The sequence below is a fragment of the Nitratiruptor sp. SB155-2 genome (genome assembly GCF_000010325.1).
Taxonomy (GTDB): domain Bacteria; phylum Campylobacterota; class Campylobacteria; order Campylobacterales; family Nitratiruptoraceae; genus Nitratiruptor.
In genome coordinates this window covers 1,071,628-1,087,209 of the sequence record NC_009662.1, presented here as the reverse complement: position 1 = coordinate 1,087,209, position 15,582 = coordinate 1,071,628, and the positions used below count along the sequence as shown (strand labels likewise).

Below are 15,582 nucleotides of genomic sequence, written 5' to 3'. Positions count from 1 at the left end.
ATATTGTAACACAGGAGTGGCTATGGAGTTTGGATTTGTGGATGCAAAAAACTTTTCCATGCTAACGGATCTGTATGAATTGACAATGGCACAGGTCTATTTTGAAAAGAGTATGAATGAAGAGGCTGTATTTGAATTTTTTATCAGACCCACCAAAAATCGTCCCTATTTTGTAATGGCTGGTCTTGAGCAGCTTCTTTATTTTCTGCAACATTGCAGATTCGGCGACTCTTCTATCGAATATCTCAGAGGAAGTAAGAAATTCAGTGAAAGTTTTTTAGAGTATCTCAAACATTTTCGATTTTCTGGCGATGTATGGGCTGTGAGTGAAGGAGAGATCATTTTTGCCAATGAACCGCTGGTAACGATAAAAGCCAATTTGATCGAAGCACAAATTATCGAAACCTTTTTAATCAATACCTTACAATACTCCATACTCATTGCCACAAAAGCGGCGCGATGCAAAAGCGTTGCACAAAATACGATACTGGTCGATTTCGGTCTTCGCAGGGCACACGGGATGGATGCCGGCTTGAAAGCCGCTAGAAGCTCTTATATAGCAGGTTTTCTTGGCACATCCAATGTGTTGGCCGGAAAAACCTATGAGATACCTATATTTGGTACGATGGCTCACTCCTTTATACTGGCTCATGAGAGTGAACTGCAAGCATTCAAAAGTTTTATCCAAAGCTATCCTGACAATGCGATACTGCTTGTAGATACGTATGATTCCATACAAGGGATAAAACATGCCATCGAAGCTGTCCAGGAGATGGGTTTACAACATTTCAAAGGCATCCGGCTTGATAGCGGGGATCTTGAAACACTTTCGAAAAAGGCACGAAAACTACTGGATGAGGCAGGTTTTCAAGATGCGATCATTTTGGCAAGTGGAGGAATCAATGAGTATACAATCGACGCTCTTTTGCAACGCCAATCTCCTATCGATGCGTGGGGTGTGGGAACGGAACTGGTCGTATCCGCAGATGTCCCCTATCTTGATTGTGCCTATAAAATGGTGGAGTATGCAGGAAAACCGAAAATGAAACTCAGCTCTCATAAATTAACCTTGCCTGGACAGAAACAGATTTTCAGAAAGTACAGCAACAATATTTTCGAAGAGGATATCGTTGATACATTTGATAGCGAGTATCAAGGCAGAATACCATTATTGAAGAAGTGGATGGAAAAGGGAAGACTTTGCCGTTCGTATCCAGAACTTCCGCAGATTAGAGAATACTTTCAAAAGAGCTTCCAAAAAATACCGACAGAACTCAAAAATATATATAATGAAAATCCATATATTCCAAAAATAGGCAGGAAACTGAAAAAAGAGGCCCAAAGTTTGCAGCAATCTTTGAAAAAAGAAAATGTTTGAGGAATTTTGCTATGATGAAAAATAAGGAGCAAAAATGCAAAGAAGTATAGTCATGATTGTAAGCTTGGTGATCATGTTTGTATTGAGTGGATGTGCGCAAAGACCATATGTTCAAGAAGTGTCTCCAGCTTCTACAACATATGTTATGAAAGTACAAAGAGGCACCATCGAATCGATTCGTCCCGTTGTCATTAAAGATAGTGGAACGGGTGCATTTTTGGGTGCCATCACAGGTGCCGTTCTTGGATCGATGGTCGGAAAAGGGAAAGGAAAAACACTCGCTACTCTTGGAGGGGGACTTGCAGGAGCTTATGTTGGAAGTGAACTTGCGAAAGCAAATGCCCAAGAACTTACAGTTTTACTCGATAACGGCGAAGAGGTGGTCGTTGTAGTCAAAGGGGTTCGTTTCTATCCTGGTGAGCGAGTTCGAATAGTGACAAAAGGTTCTCGTGTCATTTCCGTGGAGCCCTTACGATAGTTAGGACTCCATAATATTTTTCAGTTCCGTTCCATCTATCATCTCTTTTTCGATAAGAGTAGCGGCGACCTTTTCTATCTTTTCCCAATGGGTTTCGATAAGTTCAATCGTATCGTTGGTGGCTTTTTCTATCCAGTATGCCACCCGCTCTTCTATCGTGTCATTGAAAAGTTCTTTGCTGACATTTTGCATGAGCGTATCGACGTGGACATACCCGAGTGATTCATCCATTCCAAAGGTGGCTACAAGATTGTAGGCTTCCCAAGTCGCTTGTTCCAAATCTTGCGCAGCTCCAGTATCTTCGCCTTCTTGAGGGAATTTTTTGAGTTTGCTGAGCCTACCTGCCAAAGCGACACAGATGTCGTTGTACAACTCCTCTTTGGAGATGTTGGTAATGAACTCGTCAGTGTAAGAGACGAATCCAAGTGCTTCTGCCCTAGGTGTAATGGTAACTTGTTCTATTTTGATATCAGGGAGCAAAAGATAGCTGATAACTGCATGGCCCGCTTCGTGATAGGCTGTTTTGTGAAGATCTTTTTCAAGATTTCTGATGCGCTTCTTGTCGATCTTCTGTCCATATTTGATGTTGTTGATCTGCTCTATCAAAATCTCTTCAGTGATAACTTTGAGATTTTTGCGAATGACATAAAGTGCAGCTTCTTTGCCTACGCGCTGCATTTCATATCCACTGAGTCCACTCATGTATCGTGCCACTTTCTCGACATCGATCTTGCCGTCGTTCGGTTTTTGTAAAATCTTTTTGATAAAAAACTTCCTCGCTTCCATATCGAGATCTGGCACCTCTATCAAAAAGTCAAACCGTTCGCTTGCCAGAAGATTTTTGTCGATTGCATCGATATTGAGTGCCGTAGCGACGGTAAAGACATACTCTTCATCGCTGATAGCATCGATCTCTTCGCTAATGGCATCGTATGGTATGATCATCCCATCTTTCCCATCCAGTTCATCTAAAAAAACAATAGCCGGTGCAATCTCTTTTGCTTTTTGATATGCAGCGTGAATGAGGTTGGTGTCTAAAAGATCTGATCCGGTGAGCATCACATAAGCAAACTCTGTCTCTTTGATAAAGGCGTATGCCAAAAGGGTTTTCCCCACACCTTTTGGCCCATGAAGCAACATGCCCTTTGGCATGGGGATATGAAACCTTTCCACAATGGAAGGTTGTTTGAGTATGCGCACGATCTCTTTAAGATGTGATTTCACATGCTTTTGCCCGGCAATGTCGTTGAAAGAGATCGTTGAATAGTTCACATACGGTTTTTGAGTCGGTTCGATATAAAGTGGCAGCTTGAAAAGGGTTGCTTTTTGTATGTTTATTGTAACGATGTTTTTTAGAGTTGTAATGGACCAGGAAAGATGGACAGATCTGTTTTGTTTGATGAGGTTTTCCAAAAATTTCTTATCAACCTTTTTGAAAAAATCTTTTGCTTCATCCGATACTTCAAAAACGATTTTTTTGATGGGTAGCTTCGCTTTTATGACTGCTTGATATATGAGATCTATAATGAGATCAGGAAGTTTCTTATGCACTCTTCTGGCATTGATATAGGGTGAAAATGAGAGTACAAGCAGTTCGATGAAATCATTTTTGGGAAGCGAAATTTTGTCGACGCCTTCTATGTTGCTCTTTTGTATCGTCTCTTTGAAACTTGCCTTGGCGATTTTGACGATCGAATCAAATTCCAGCGGTTTAAAGAGGATGATATAGTTTTGTACCATCACAGAAAGAAGTTCGGGAACGATAGCGCTTTCAACGATATCGTAGATGATCTTTTTTTCTTTTGCGATAAATTCGATAAACTTTGCCTGGGCTTTGAGCGGATCTTTTTTGTAAAAACGCTGAAAATCCTCTTTTTTGATCAAAGAACTTCCAAGGGTTGAGGTGAAAATGAACAAGACATTCGAACAATCGACTCCACTTTCCTCTTTGGAAGCAAAAATATAGTTCATGAGTGCCAGTTGGATGACGTTGTCACACTTTTCAATATCCTTAAAAACGACAATCGATTGAGGATGGGCTTTTATGAAAGTAGGCAGTGCACCACTGGAACCTATAAGCTTTTTTTGATCAGCGGGATCGGTGAATTCGGCCATGTTGACCACTTTTATCCCTTGAAACTCTTCACTTTCTTGCTCCAAAAGAGTAGCTAAATATACTTTTCCGCTATTGTGTGGTCCAAAGAAGGTGAAGAGGCCTTTGAATGGTTGGTTTATTGGAGAGTGGTGTATATGAAAAAGAGCATTTATAAGCTCCTCAATCGCATCATCTTGTCCAAAAATTTTACTTTTGAGTCTTTTTTTAAGTTCTTCATATCTTTGTAACAAATCTTTATGTTTCATGGTATTCCTCATTCTTTCATGCGATAATTATAGTAAAATACTTCTCAAACGAAAGAAGAGGCGTTGATGAGAGTGATTCTTTTTTTGATATCTGCTTCCATTCTCTGGGCAAAAGTCCATACTGCACAGGTAGTGCCGTATGAGATCTACACAATCAAAGCCGCAGTCTCTGGGAAAGTCATTTTTAGTGCACTTGAGAAGGAAGGAAGCTACAATGAAGGGAAGAGGCTTATTCAAATAGATAACTATGTTGACGAAATAAAACTGAAAATACTTCGCCAAAAACGGAAGTATCTGTCAAAAATGATCACGATCACTCAAAAAAGCGTTGAAAATGCCAAAAGAACGATGCAGATTAAGAAAAAGAGCTTTGATCGGATAAAGCATCTTCGCACAAAATCTCAGTATGAAAAGGATATGAGAGAATCGGAATTTTTAGCGGCACTGCAAAACTATCTTGCGACTCTTGAAAAACTTCGATCTCTTCAGATGCAGTTGTCCGATCTCAATCTGGCCATAGCCCAAACGGATGACATTTTACAGAAGAAAAAGGTGGCACCGAAAGGGTACATCTATAAAATGTATGTCAAAAAGGGTGACTTCGTTTCACCTGGCAAGCCTCTGTTGGATCTTGCGGATACAAGTAAGGCAAAAGTGATCGTCTATCTTACTCCAGAAGAGATGGAGGGAGTAGAGCATAAATCGATCTATATTGATGGAAAAAAAAGCAACGCCAAATTTTTGAAAATTATTCGAGTACCGGATAGTGAATATATTACGCAGTATAGAGCAGAAATTGAAGTTCCAAGACCGAAAACTTTCGGTAAATTCATTAAGGTGGAGATACGATGAAAACAGCATGTCCGTTAGATTGCTATGATGCGTGCAGTGTCATTTTGGAAGGTGATAAACTTGTAGGTGATAAAGAGCATCCCTTTACGAAAGGGCATCTATGCTACAAACTCAATCACTATTTTGATTATCCTCAGTTGCAAAGTGCCTATTATGAAGGTGAACCTGTTTCCTTGGAGCGTGCTTTGGATATTTTGGAAGAAAAGATCAAAAGCAGCCAAGAAATTTTACACTTTCGAGGAAGTGGTAATGTGGGGAAAATGCAAGCTATTACCGATCTTTTCTTTTCAGCTATCGGTGCTACGTTGACAGAAGGCAGTCTATGCGATGCCGCAGGTCAATTTGGCATTGAAAAGGGGAGAGGAAAAAATCTGATTTTGCCTCTGGAACAGATTGAAAAAAGCGAGCTTGTTATTGTTTGGGGACGAAATGTTGGATATACGAACCACCATCTTATCCCTTATCTCCAGGGAAAAACCCTTGTAGTGATAGATCCCGTGAAAACGAATCTAGCGAAAAATGCTTCGATGCATCTGCAAATTACGCCACGAACCGATCTTGAACTTGCCTGTATGTTGGCCAGGTTTGTCTATATGCAAAACAGAGAGGATGAGGAGTTTATCGAAAAACATACGGAGGATTACAACTTTTATACCGATTTTATCCGAAGTTACAGAATGGTTCCGACAACCGAAAAAATAGGTGTCGATCTTGTGGATATAGCCACTTTGGCCGAGCTCATGATGGATATGAAAACGGTTATCTTAGTGGGAAACGGTGTGCAAAAATATGCGCATGGTACCGAAGTGGTACGAGCTATAGACAGTCTGGCTGCGATGCTTGGCCTCTTTGGAAAAGAGGGGTGCGGTGTTAGCTTTTTAGGCGATACTTCGGTTGGACTCGAAGATCCATTCAGAGTCAAAGCAAAACGCGTACCAAAAGCCACAGTCGATTTTGGTTTCTATGATCTTTGCTTCATTCAAGGATCCAATCCCGTTGTAACAATGCCTGCAAGCAAAAGAGTCAAAGAGGGATTACAAAAAAGTTTTACCGTAGTTTTCGGGCTCTACAATGATGAAACGGCGCAGCTTGCCGATCTTGTTATTCCAGCGAAAAACTTTTTGCAAAAGAGCGATATTCGGTTCAGCTATGGACATGAGTTTGTGGAACTGATGCCAAAACTACAGGAGAATGACAAGGCTTTGAGCGAATATGAGTTTACGAAAGAGATGATGCGGCGATTTGGATTGGGTGAATTGAAAGCTGAAGAGGAGTATGTCGAGATCTTTACAAAACAGCTCAAAAAAAGAGGAGAGTATTATCTCCTGCCAAGTTATGAAGAGGTTCCATACAAGCAGGGATTCGAAGAGCCGTTTTGCTTTATCGATGAGGTTGAGGATGAGTTTGATATTTTGCAAGAAGGGTACTATCTCATTACGCCAAAGGCGAAAAACGCGATCAACTCACAATTTAAAAGAGATCCCTATCTGTATGTTCCCCTTCGAAGCGGATTGCATGATGGTGACAGAGTCATCGTAAGGAGTCAATGGGGAGAAACGGAGATGGAAGTGAAACTTCTAGCCGAGTTGAGGGATGACTGTGTTCTTGCCTATTCAGGCAGTTTGATAAATTTTGTTACGCCTCCGATGACGGATGAGCATGGAAACAATGCTGTTTTTCAGGAAGTAAAAGTTTCGATTAAAAAGGTTTCTTGATAGATGTATTTTTATAAAAGTTGGAGTGCATAATGAACAATACTCTTTTTGAAATGATTCGACTGTACAAAGAGATCGAAAAAAGTGCTTGCATAGATTTTGAAGATCTGCGAAAGAAGAATTTAGACGAGAAATTTTTTGAAGATTACAATAACATCAGAATTGTCAACAGTTTTTTATTTAACTTTTCAAAACTGCAGGATAAGATCGGTTCTAAACTTTTTAAAAAATTTTTATATGAATTGCAAGAGATTGACAGTTTTGAAGTTTCTATGATAGAGATTTTAAATATTTTGGAAAAATTAAATATACTGCAGATAGATGAGTGGCAGCGGCTTAGAGAAATACGTAACATTTTGGCCCACGAATATACATATGATTTGAATGAGCGGATAGAGAATATACAAATTGCTATGGAAGGTTTTACCTTTCTTCAAAAGATTCTAAATAGAATAGAGAAAAAAGCCAATGAGACTCTCAAAAGATGAGATAGAAACAATAAAAAAAAGTTTTGAAAAAGTTTTTAGTCAAGGCAAGATTATACTTTTTGGAAGTAGAGTTTATGGTAATGTAAAGGGTGGGGATATTGATCTATATTTAATTGTGCCTAAAAATGAGAGGAAAGTATCAAAAAAATTGGATTTCCTTGTGGAGCTGAGGAAAAAAATAGTTTATAAAAAGATTGATATTGTTTTTCATAGAGATACTCACAGAGCGATAGAGCAAGAAGCAAAAAAAGGAATAGTAATTTATCAAAAGGATGAAGATGAATTTACAAGCAATTGACCAAACCTATGTGTTACATACCTATGCGAGAAACTATGTCAATTTTGTACAAGGTGATAATGCGAAACTATATGATGATACAGGGAAAGAGTATATCGACTTTACCAGTGGCATCGGTGTAGTGAGTGTAGGGCACGGCAATAAAAGATTGGCTGAGGCTATCTGTGATCAGGCGCAAAAAATCATTCACATATCAAATCTTTATCTCATAGAACCTCAGGCTCGACTTGCCCAAAAAATTGTAGATTTGAGCGAATATGATATGCGCCTTTTTTTTGCCAACAGTGGTGCAGAAGCAAATGAGGGGGCGATAAAGATAGCCAGAAAATATGGAGAAGTGGACGGAGAAATCAAGCGATATAAAATTATTACTCTCAAACACTCTTTTCATGGCAGGACCATTACTGCTTTAAAAGCAACAGGACAGGAGGCGATGCATACCTATTTCGGTCCATTTCCGGATGGATTTGTGTATGCGGACTCGATCGAGCAGATTCCTGAGCTTATAGACGATCATACGGTTGCTGTGATGATAGAACTGATTCAGGGTGAAGGAGGTGTGGAACCGCAAGATAAAAAGGCGGTGCAAAATCTTTCCAAAGTGCTCAAAGAAAAAGATGTGCTACTGATAGTTGATGAAGTGCAAACGGGAATTTACAGGACGGGTGAGTTTTTGGCAAGCAATCTTTATGAAATTGAACCAGACATCATCACGCTAGCAAAAGGACTAGGCGGAGGTGTACCGATAGGGGCTGTTATGACACGTCTCAAAGAGATTTTCAAGCCCGGAGATCACGGGAGTACATTTGGAGGAAATTATCTCAGTACAAGAGCCGCTTTGGAGGTTGTTTCCATTTTGCAAGAATTCAAGGAGAGTGGAAAACTGGATGAGCGTTTAATCTATTTTGAAACAAAACTCAAAGATATAGCAAAAAGATATGAACATCTTTTTGAAAAAGAGGTAGGTCTAGGACTTATGAGAGGGTTAAGGGCAAAAAGTAGTGAAATTCAGGGAGAAGTGATAGAAAAGAGTTTTCATGAAGGGCTTTTAGTTCTGAAAGCGGGACGAAATACCGTTCGATTTTTGCCACCTCTAACTATTACCAAAGAGGAGATCGATGAAGGTTTTCAAAGATTTGAAAATGGGCTCAAAAGGGTAGAAGTTGCTTAAAAAAGCCGCGATTGCTTTTTTGCCACTGATACTTTTTGCGCACAACGGTCTCATCTCAAAACTGAAGCAGCAAGAGATAGAGCTCGATTCCAAAAAAAGTGTCGTAGAGGCGAAGATTTTGCATGATAACTGGATCAATCCTGTCAATATGCAATATACCTACCAAAAGGGGGATCAATATCCAAACCAGCTGTTTGAATCTTTTTCTATTCAAGTTGACCAACCCATTTTCAAAAGTGGGGGCATTTACAAAGCGATGCTGTATGCCAATGCCAAAAAAAGAAGCGCACTGCTCGGTGTCGAAAGCAAGAAAAAGGCGTATGTTTTTCAATATATTCAACTAGCTTTACAGTATAAACAACTCGATCTTTCCATTCAAAAGCAAAAACTTTTGATTGAGAATGCCAAGCTTGATATTTTGATCAAAAAAGAGCAATATCTCCATGGTGAGATTGATAGCACTTTTTTGGACAATGCCATATTGAATAAAAACAGACTCGCTCTTGCCCTTTTGGATTTAGAGGACCAACGCCAACAGACATTGCAAAATATTCACAATATAAGCGACTTGGATCCAAGTGATGCAAAACTTCCAAGATTTTCTCTTGTCACAAAGCACAACTACCTCGATGAAAATATCTTGCTCAGGCAAAGCAGAGCCGATATCGAAGCGAACAGGCATTATAAGTATATGAGTATAGCCAGATACTTACCTACTGTTTCAATCTTTGCCAATGTAAATTTTCAAAAGATGCAAGGAAGTCTCTATTTCCCAGGTTATCAATATACTGATCACTATAAAACCTACGGTTTCCGTGTCTCGATGCCACTGTTTGATATCAATGCACTGCGCAATATCGAATCTGCAAAAATCGATTATCTCAAATCAAAAAATAGACTTGCTCAACTAAAACGAGAAAAATCGAATTTATACCAATCGATACTGCGTTCCCTGCATATTTTAGAGAAAAAAATAGTATTAACGAAAGAGGATCTCGATCTTTATAAAACGCTTTTACAAGATACGAAAGATCGTTATGAGGCGGGAGAAAAAACAAAGTACGATGTGATGATTATGCAAAATTCCTTGCAGACAAAAAAGATCGATTTGCAGATATATGATATTCAAAAACAGATTTTGTTAAGCAAGCTCTATCAAGAGATGGCTCATGCGATTTAGTACTTTTATGAATGAGTGGCTCTATGATCCTGACGGATATTATGCAAATCAGCTTCAAATAGGAAAAAGCGGTGATTTCTTTACGGCAGTCAGTGTCACGCCCCTTTTTGGCGGGGCGATAGCGAAACATATCTATAAACAGATTCAAACAGGAAAACTCTCCCCCCAAGCGACCATCATGGAGATTGGAGCGCATCAGGGGTATCTTTTGGCAGATATCATTCAGTTTCTCTATACTTTCGATCCTGCATTGTTAAAAACATTGCAGTTTGCTATTGTGGAGCCCATTGCAAAACTTCGTTCATTGCAAAAAGAATATATGAGGGCAAGTTTTGGCGATGCGATCCATTTTCTCCATTATAACTCTTTGGATGAGGTACGCAGTATAGAAGCTTTTGTTGTAGCGAACGAAATATTCGATGCATTTGGGTGTGAATTGATCTATCAAGGGAAACAAGCTTTTGTGAAAGAGGATTTTACGATTGAATGGAAAGATGCAGACCCAAAAATCGTTGAACTTTCAAGAGTGTTCGGACAGAACAAAGGAGAAGTTGCCGTTGGATATGAAGAATTTGCAAAAAAGATGGATAAAGCTTTCGAAAAAGTGGAGTTCGTAACATTTGATTATGGCGATTTGGAAGTGAGAAATGACTTTAGTATTCGGGTGTATACGAAACATCAAGTTTTCCCATTTTTTGATGAAAAACTGGATATAAAAAGAGCGTATAAAAGAAGCGACATTACCTATGATGTCAATTTTTCTCATCTTAAAAAGGCTTTTGAAGAAACTGGATTTGTGATGGATTCGTACCAGACGCAGTTGGCCGCTTTAGTGGAGTTTGGCATTATGGAGCTTCTTGAAGAGATTTTGCAGAAAAAAGGGTATGAACTGTACAAGCAAGAGCTTGAGAAAGTCAAAATTCTTATACACCCCTCTCAAATGGGAGAACGTTTTAAAATGATACAATTTAGTAAAGGATAAAATTTATTAATTATGTTATAATAGAAGCAAAAGGAGGAGTGTATGAAAAAGTTATTGGCAATTTTTCTTTTTGCTTTGGGTCTATTCGCAGATAGTGTCAATGGATGGACACAACTTCATGAAGCAATTTATAAAGAGGATATGAAACGAATCGAAAACTTGATCAAAAGTGGAGCAGATGTTGAGGCTTCCAGTAAAGCAGGGATTACGCCGCTATTGATGGCTGTAAAAATACGAAATCTTGATATCGTAAAATATTTGGTCGAACATGGTGCCGATGTAGATGACGAGGATAACAACGGAATGACGGCTCTTCACTATGCTGTGGGTGAACGAAGAGTCAACATCGTGAAGTACCTGCTTAAACATGATGCCGATATCAATGCACAAAACAGATATGGGATCACTCCGCTGCATCAAGCAGCCTATATGGGAGATGTTAAGATGATCGATCTTCTTTTGAAACTGGGAGCGGATCCAAATATTAAAAACGCTTTAGGAATGAATCCTTGTCAGCTCGCTTACGCTAAGCACAGATTTTTGGTGGCAAAATATATGCAAAGTTTTACAAAGGGGGAGTGTGTTGTTGGTAACAATTAACGGTGAACGAAGAGAGATTAAAGAAAACATGACCATTGAGGATATCTTAAAAGATTTGGGTGTTATGGATAAAGTGATGGCAGTTGCAGTGAATATGCAGATTGTCAAAAAAGAGGAGTGGGGCAGTTTTCAACCCAAAGAGGGAGATAAGATAGAGTTTTTGGGATTTACAGGCGGTGGATAATTAACAGCGAATGATTACCGCTACGGCAACTGCCACTCCAGCATCATGGGAGATGGATAGGGCAGTTTGCTGGATACGAAACATCTGCTCTTTTCCATTGAGAAGTTTAAATTCCGGTGCTCCCTTTTCAGTTTTATAGATGAAAATATCGTGAAATCCAAGCTCTTTTCCTATTCCCGTTTTGAGTGCTTTTGCCACGGCTTCTTTCGCTGCCCAAAAGCCGGCTACTGTCTGAGGCTTTTTCGCCACTTCCATCTCTTGAGGCAGTAAAAATCGCTCAAGTCCTTTTTGACCATATTTTTCTATCAATTGTTCTATGCGTTCTATCTGGACAATATCTATACCTATCATACAAGCCTTTTTTTGATAAAATTATAACAACTATCCATGAAGGATCCTAATGGAGCAGGTTTTTTTCTATCTTGGCTATCCGTTTGTCCAGTTTTTTCGAATGCTGGAGAGATTTGGTGCTTTTATACTTTTTCAGATAAAGATACTGCCGCTTTTTTTTAAACCGCCTTATAGAGTCAAAGAGACGTTGCAGCAGATGGATATCATTGGTGTAGGGTCTCTTTTTGTTATCTCTTTGACGGCGATTTTTACTGGCCTCGTTGAAGCTATCCAACTCTATCACGGCTTTCACAAATTTGGTGCAGAAGAGTTTATGGGCTATACTATATTTGTTTCTATTTCCAAAGAGCTCGGCCCGGTATTTGGAGCATTGATGCTAGTATCACGGGCGGTAAGCGCCATGACGGCTGAACTTGGAACGATGCGAGTGACGGAGCAGATAGATGCTATCGATACGTTGGCTGTGGATAGCAAAAAATATCTCATTGTTCCCCGTGTTATCGCCGCGACATTATCTACACCTATCTTGGTAATCGTTTTTGTTTTTTTGGGAAATATTGCAGCTTATCTTATCTCTGTCTATGCTCTTGGAGTCAATCCTAACTCGTATAAAAATACAATCACTACTTATCTGGAATTTAGCGATATAGGTACAGGAATCATCAAAGCTTTCGTTTTTGGGTATCTCATCAGCATCATTGGAACATATATAGGTTACTTTACAAGAGGCGGGGCAAGAGGCGTGGGTCTTTCGACAACAAAATCTGTGGTATATGCGGCGATGACCGTATTTGTGGCCAACTATTTTCTCTCGACACTCTTTTTATACCTGGACTGGTAATCAGTCACAGGTAATATCAAGCTTTTTTATAAGATCTTCAAAGAATGGTCCAGCTTTTTTGTCGTAATCGTCGTGAAACTCGATAACATATTCTCCATTCTCTATATCTTTAGGTTCAACGGTAATTTGTGGGGAAATTCTGTATTTCGCGATTAAGTCATTGACGAGATTGCAAATATTTTTCTTCTCTTCAAGTGAGTTGTATTCGATTTCCAGTTTCGAATAGCGCTCTTCCATACTCATATGCGCTTTACACTTGTTTTTCATTGATTCTCCTTTACATCCAATCTATGATTTGTTCGACACTTTTGACTTCATATGTCTTTATTTCTATGGATTGCAACGGTTTTGAAGGGACTATTGCCTTTGTAAAACCTTGACTCGAAGCCTCTTTGAGTCTGTTGTCAAGCATCATTATATCTTTTATTTCTCCAGTTAAGCCAACTTCACCCAAAAAGATTGTCTCTTCACTGAGCGGTCTGTTACGAAAACTACTTAAAATAGCAGCAACGACTGCCAAATCCGCGGCAGTTTCTGCTATTTTGATGCCTCCAGCGATATTGACAAAGACATCGTATTGATTAAACGGCAAATCGAGTTTTTTCTCAAGGAGTGCCAAAAGCATCGTGAGTCTACTTGAGTCATATCCTGTTGTACTCCTTTTAGGAGTCGGATAACCTGTCTCCGCTACAAGTGCTTGAACTTCCAAGATTATGGGACGGCTCCCCTCCATCACTACCGTGGCAGCAGAGCCGACCTGAGAAGAGCCTCTTTGAAAGAATCGTTTGGAGATATCTTTAGCACTTATAAGACCTCTTTGTGTCATTTCAAAAATGCCGACTTCGCTTATGCTGCCGAATCTGTTTTTAAAACCTCGCAGCATCCGTATCTCTTTTGAACTGTCCCCTTCAAAATAGAGTACTGTGTCTACCATATGTTCAAGAACTCTGGGTCCTGCGATGGATCCCTCTTTAGTAATATGGCCGATAATAAAAACGGGAAGCTTCATCGATTTTGCCAGACGCATCAGCTCAAATGTGACAGCTTTGACCTGACTGACCGTTCCAGGAGCCGCAGTTACTTCTTCAGAATATATCGTTTGAATGGAGTCGATGACAAGTAGACCATAGTGATCGGTTTTTAGCTGCGTCACGATATTTTCCAAAATGAGTTCATTCAACAAAAATAGGTTTGGGTGATTGGCATCGATTCTATCGGCCCTCATTTTTATCTGGCTTGCAGACTCTTCGGCACTCACATATAAAACTTTTTTCCCGCTTTTTGCTACATTGGCACAGGTTTTTAGCAAAAGCGTCGATTTTCCAACGCCTGGGCTTCCTCCTACCAAGACGAGTGAACCCTCAACAAGTCCACCTCCAAGGACAAGATCCAGCTCTTCGCTTCCGGTTGAAATCCTCTGAATTTTCTCTTTTTCAATTTCCGTAATAGGTTTTGGTTGAGAGTGGGATGAGCGTTCTACTTGTTTTTGTATTTTTTGATCTTTTGCGCTTATTTGTATAAACGATTCCCAAGCACCGCAATTGACACATTTTCCCATCCATTTGGCACTTTGATATCCGCAGTGTTGACATTCGTAGATGCTCTTGTTTGCCATTACAGTACCCATCTATTTTTGAGAAGCATAAGAAGCTCTTCACTAAAAAAGGTATCAAACATATAGCGCCATACCCAAATTGCAAGTATCATAAGCAAGACATATGTAAAGATAATCCATTTATGTTCACGAAAATCGATTTTTTCATCTTTGAATCTGCCAATGAGGACAGAAACGAAAAGCAATATGATGATCCCCGCCCCTGCATAGAAGACGATTTCTAAATTAGACAAATATCGCATCGAGTATGGTATCCACATATTCGTTTGGATCGAATGGAGCCAAGTCCTCCATCTTCTCTCCCGTTCCTACATAGAGTATAGGCAGGCCCATTTCATGGGAAATACTCAAAAGCGCACCGCCTTTGGCCGTACCATCAAGTTTAGTAACGATAATACCGTCTACACCGACCATCTCATGAAAAGCTTTCGCTTGATGGATAGCAGAATTGCCCTGAGTCCCATCGAGTATCAACAACTTTCTATGTGGTGCACCTTCCATGGCTTTCCCACATATTCGAACAATTTTTTTCAGCTCTTCGGCTAGATTCGATTGGGTGTGGAGCCTTCCGGCAGTATCTATGAGTACGTGATCGATACCCTTCGATTTCGCTTTTTGAATCGTATCATAGGCGACTGCTGAGGGGTCATGTCCCTGCTTCGTAGCAACAATAGGAACATCGAGCTTATCTGCCCATTTTGTCAATTGTTCGATAGCCGCAGCCCTGAAAGTATCGGCTGCACCCAAAATGACACTTTTTCCTTCTCGTTTGTATCTGTAAGCGAGTTTTGCAATGGTTGTCGTCTTTCCGGCGCCATTGACACCTAAAATCAGTTCAACGAAAGGTTTGACGTCCACTTCCTTGATAGAAGCAGGTTTGAAGAGGAAAAGGAGCTCATTTTTGAGTGCGACTCTATTGATTTTACCTGGTAATGAGTTGACGATTTTTTCTACCAAATCATACTCTACATCCGCTTCTATCAAGATCTCTTCAATCTCTTCAGGCATGGCATATTTTTTCTTGGGTGTATGCTCTTCAATATTTTCTACAGTCTTTTTAAGTGCTTTTTTGATAAAACCAAACATAA

At 39.7% G+C, this 15,582-nt stretch carries 18 protein-coding genes; 12 read left to right on the top strand and 6 right to left on the bottom strand.

Annotated features, from left to right (window positions below):
* Positions 1-22 precede the first annotated feature (22 nt).
* Positions 23-1,378 carry a nicotinate phosphoribosyltransferase gene (locus NIS_RS05755; protein ID WP_012082445.1) on the top strand — a complete coding sequence of 452 codons (1,356 nt, stop codon included), beginning with the start codon at positions 23-25 and terminating at the stop codon, positions 1,376-1,378.
* Positions 1,379-1,412: 34 nt separating this feature from the next.
* Positions 1,413-1,856, top strand: a complete 444-nt coding sequence (locus NIS_RS05750) for a glycine zipper 2TM domain-containing protein (protein ID WP_012082444.1) — start codon at positions 1,413-1,415, stop codon at positions 1,854-1,856.
* On the opposite strand, the gene NIS_RS10195 is transcribed toward NIS_RS05750, so the two are convergent.
* Positions 1,857-4,217, bottom strand: coding sequence for an AAA family ATPase (locus NIS_RS10195; protein ID WP_012082443.1), 2,361 nt, complete (start codon positions 4,215-4,217; stop codon positions 1,857-1,859). It lies immediately after the preceding gene.
* A 66-nt stretch (positions 4,218-4,283) separates the two neighbouring features.
* Between NIS_RS10195 and NIS_RS05740 the strand changes: the two genes are divergently transcribed.
* The 9 genes from NIS_RS05740 to thiS are packed head-to-tail and all read left to right on the top strand — an operon-like array spanning position 4,284 to position 11,687.
* Positions 4,284-5,069, top strand: coding sequence for an HlyD family efflux transporter periplasmic adaptor subunit (locus NIS_RS05740; protein ID WP_012082442.1), 786 nt, complete (start codon positions 4,284-4,286; stop codon positions 5,067-5,069).
* Entirely contained in the window at positions 5,066-6,784 is a 1,719-nt protein-coding gene (locus NIS_RS05735; RefSeq protein WP_012082441.1) for a molybdopterin-containing oxidoreductase family protein, read from the top strand. Before NIS_RS05740 ends, NIS_RS05735 begins: the two co-directional genes overlap by 4 nt.
* A 32-nt stretch (positions 6,785-6,816) precedes the next feature.
* A complete protein-coding gene (locus NIS_RS05730; protein WP_050724137.1) occupies positions 6,817-7,272 on the top strand; it encodes a hypothetical protein in 456 nt (151 codons plus the stop codon).
* Positions 7,253-7,570, top strand: coding sequence for a nucleotidyltransferase domain-containing protein (locus NIS_RS05725; RefSeq protein ID WP_012082439.1), 318 nt, complete (start codon positions 7,253-7,255; stop codon positions 7,568-7,570). Before NIS_RS05730 ends, NIS_RS05725 begins: the two co-directional genes overlap by 20 nt.
* On the top strand, positions 7,551-8,741 hold the full coding sequence (locus tag NIS_RS05720) for an aspartate aminotransferase family protein (protein ID WP_012082438.1): 1,191 nt from the start codon (positions 7,551-7,553) through the stop codon (positions 8,739-8,741). The genes NIS_RS05725 and NIS_RS05720 overlap by 20 nt, the downstream gene beginning before the upstream one ends.
* Positions 8,734-9,921: a TolC family protein gene (locus NIS_RS05715; RefSeq protein WP_012082437.1), complete on the top strand. Its 1,188-nt coding sequence runs from the start codon at positions 8,734-8,736 to the stop codon at positions 9,919-9,921. The genes NIS_RS05720 and NIS_RS05715 overlap by 8 nt, the downstream gene beginning before the upstream one ends.
* Positions 9,911-10,903 (top strand): SAM-dependent methyltransferase, encoded by a 993-nt coding sequence (locus NIS_RS05710; protein ID WP_012082436.1) that lies wholly within the window; start codon positions 9,911-9,913, stop codon positions 10,901-10,903. Before NIS_RS05715 ends, NIS_RS05710 begins: the two co-directional genes overlap by 11 nt.
* Positions 10,904-10,945: 42 nt before the next feature.
* Complete coding sequence (locus tag NIS_RS05705; RefSeq protein WP_012082435.1) at positions 10,946-11,503, top strand: ankyrin repeat domain-containing protein; 558 nt, start codon at positions 10,946-10,948, stop codon at positions 11,501-11,503.
* Positions 11,484-11,687 (top strand): sulfur carrier protein ThiS, encoded by a 204-nt coding sequence (gene thiS / locus NIS_RS05700; RefSeq protein WP_231852955.1) that lies wholly within the window; start codon positions 11,484-11,486, stop codon positions 11,685-11,687. The genes NIS_RS05705 and thiS overlap by 20 nt, the downstream gene beginning before the upstream one ends.
* Here thiS and acpS read toward each other — a convergent pair whose 3' ends face one another.
* Positions 11,688-12,038, bottom strand: coding sequence for a holo-ACP synthase (gene acpS / locus NIS_RS05695; protein WP_012082433.1), 351 nt, complete (start codon positions 12,036-12,038; stop codon positions 11,688-11,690).
* Between the two features lie 49 nt (positions 12,039-12,087).
* On the opposite strand from acpS, the gene NIS_RS05690 reads away from it, so the two are divergent.
* Complete coding sequence (locus tag NIS_RS05690; protein WP_012082432.1) at positions 12,088-12,879, top strand: MlaE family ABC transporter permease; 792 nt, start codon at positions 12,088-12,090, stop codon at positions 12,877-12,879.
* On the opposite strand, the gene NIS_RS05685 is transcribed toward NIS_RS05690, so the two are convergent.
* Genes NIS_RS05685 through ftsY form a run of 4 tightly spaced genes read right to left on the bottom strand, consistent with a single transcriptional unit; the run spans position 12,880 to position 15,580 of the window.
* Positions 12,880-13,146 carry a hypothetical protein gene (locus NIS_RS05685; protein WP_012082431.1) on the bottom strand — a complete coding sequence of 89 codons (267 nt, stop codon included), beginning with the start codon at positions 13,144-13,146 and terminating at the stop codon, positions 12,880-12,882. It abuts the gene before it with no gap.
* A gap of 10 nt (positions 13,147-13,156) precedes the next feature.
* Positions 13,157-14,494, bottom strand: a complete 1,338-nt coding sequence (radA, locus tag NIS_RS05680) for a DNA repair protein RadA (protein ID WP_012082430.1) — start codon at positions 14,492-14,494, stop codon at positions 13,157-13,159.
* Entirely contained in the window at positions 14,494-14,736 is a 243-nt protein-coding gene (locus tag NIS_RS05675) for a hypothetical protein (protein ID WP_041354029.1), read from the bottom strand. Before NIS_RS05675 ends, radA begins: the two co-directional genes overlap by 1 nt.
* Positions 14,720-15,580, bottom strand: a complete 861-nt coding sequence (gene ftsY, locus NIS_RS05670) for a signal recognition particle-docking protein FtsY (RefSeq protein ID WP_012082429.1) — start codon at positions 15,578-15,580, stop codon at positions 14,720-14,722. Before ftsY ends, NIS_RS05675 begins: the two co-directional genes overlap by 17 nt.
* Between the last annotated feature and the right edge of the window lie 2 nt (positions 15,581-15,582).

Coding starts and splice junctions, on each gene's coding strand:
- NIS_RS05755 (WP_012082445.1), top strand. CDS start 23: ATGGAGTTTGGATTTGTGGATGCAAAAAACTTTTCCATGCTAACGGAT.
- NIS_RS05750 (WP_012082444.1), top strand. CDS start 1,413: ATGCAAAGAAGTATAGTCATGATTGTAAGCTTGGTGATCATGTTTGTA.
- NIS_RS10195 (WP_012082443.1), bottom strand. CDS start 4,217: ATGAAACATAAAGATTTGTTACAAAGATATGAAGAACTTAAAAAAAGA.
- NIS_RS05740 (WP_012082442.1), top strand. CDS start 4,284: ATGAGAGTGATTCTTTTTTTGATATCTGCTTCCATTCTCTGGGCAAAA.
- NIS_RS05735 (WP_012082441.1), top strand. CDS start 5,066: ATGAAAACAGCATGTCCGTTAGATTGCTATGATGCGTGCAGTGTCATT.
- NIS_RS05730 (WP_050724137.1), top strand. CDS start 6,817: ATGAACAATACTCTTTTTGAAATGATTCGACTGTACAAAGAGATCGAA.
- NIS_RS05725 (WP_012082439.1), top strand. CDS start 7,253: ATGAGACTCTCAAAAGATGAGATAGAAACAATAAAAAAAAGTTTTGAA.
- NIS_RS05720 (WP_012082438.1), top strand. CDS start 7,551: ATGAATTTACAAGCAATTGACCAAACCTATGTGTTACATACCTATGCG.
- NIS_RS05710 (WP_012082436.1), top strand. CDS start 9,911: ATGCGATTTAGTACTTTTATGAATGAGTGGCTCTATGATCCTGACGGA.
- NIS_RS05705 (WP_012082435.1), top strand. CDS start 10,946: ATGAAAAAGTTATTGGCAATTTTTCTTTTTGCTTTGGGTCTATTCGCA.
- acpS (WP_012082433.1), bottom strand. CDS start 12,038: ATGATAGGTATAGATATTGTCCAGATAGAACGCATAGAACAATTGATA.
- NIS_RS05690 (WP_012082432.1), top strand. CDS start 12,088: ATGGAGCAGGTTTTTTTCTATCTTGGCTATCCGTTTGTCCAGTTTTTT.
- NIS_RS05685 (WP_012082431.1), bottom strand. CDS start 13,146: ATGAAAAACAAGTGTAAAGCGCATATGAGTATGGAAGAGCGCTATTCG.
- radA (WP_012082430.1), bottom strand. CDS start 14,494: ATGGCAAACAAGAGCATCTACGAATGTCAACACTGCGGATATCAAAGT.
- NIS_RS05675 (WP_041354029.1), bottom strand. CDS start 14,736: ATGCGATATTTGTCTAATTTAGAAATCGTCTTCTATGCAGGGGCGGGG.
- ftsY (WP_012082429.1), bottom strand. CDS start 15,580: ATGTTTGGTTTTATCAAAAAAGCACTTAAAAAGACTGTAGAAAATATT.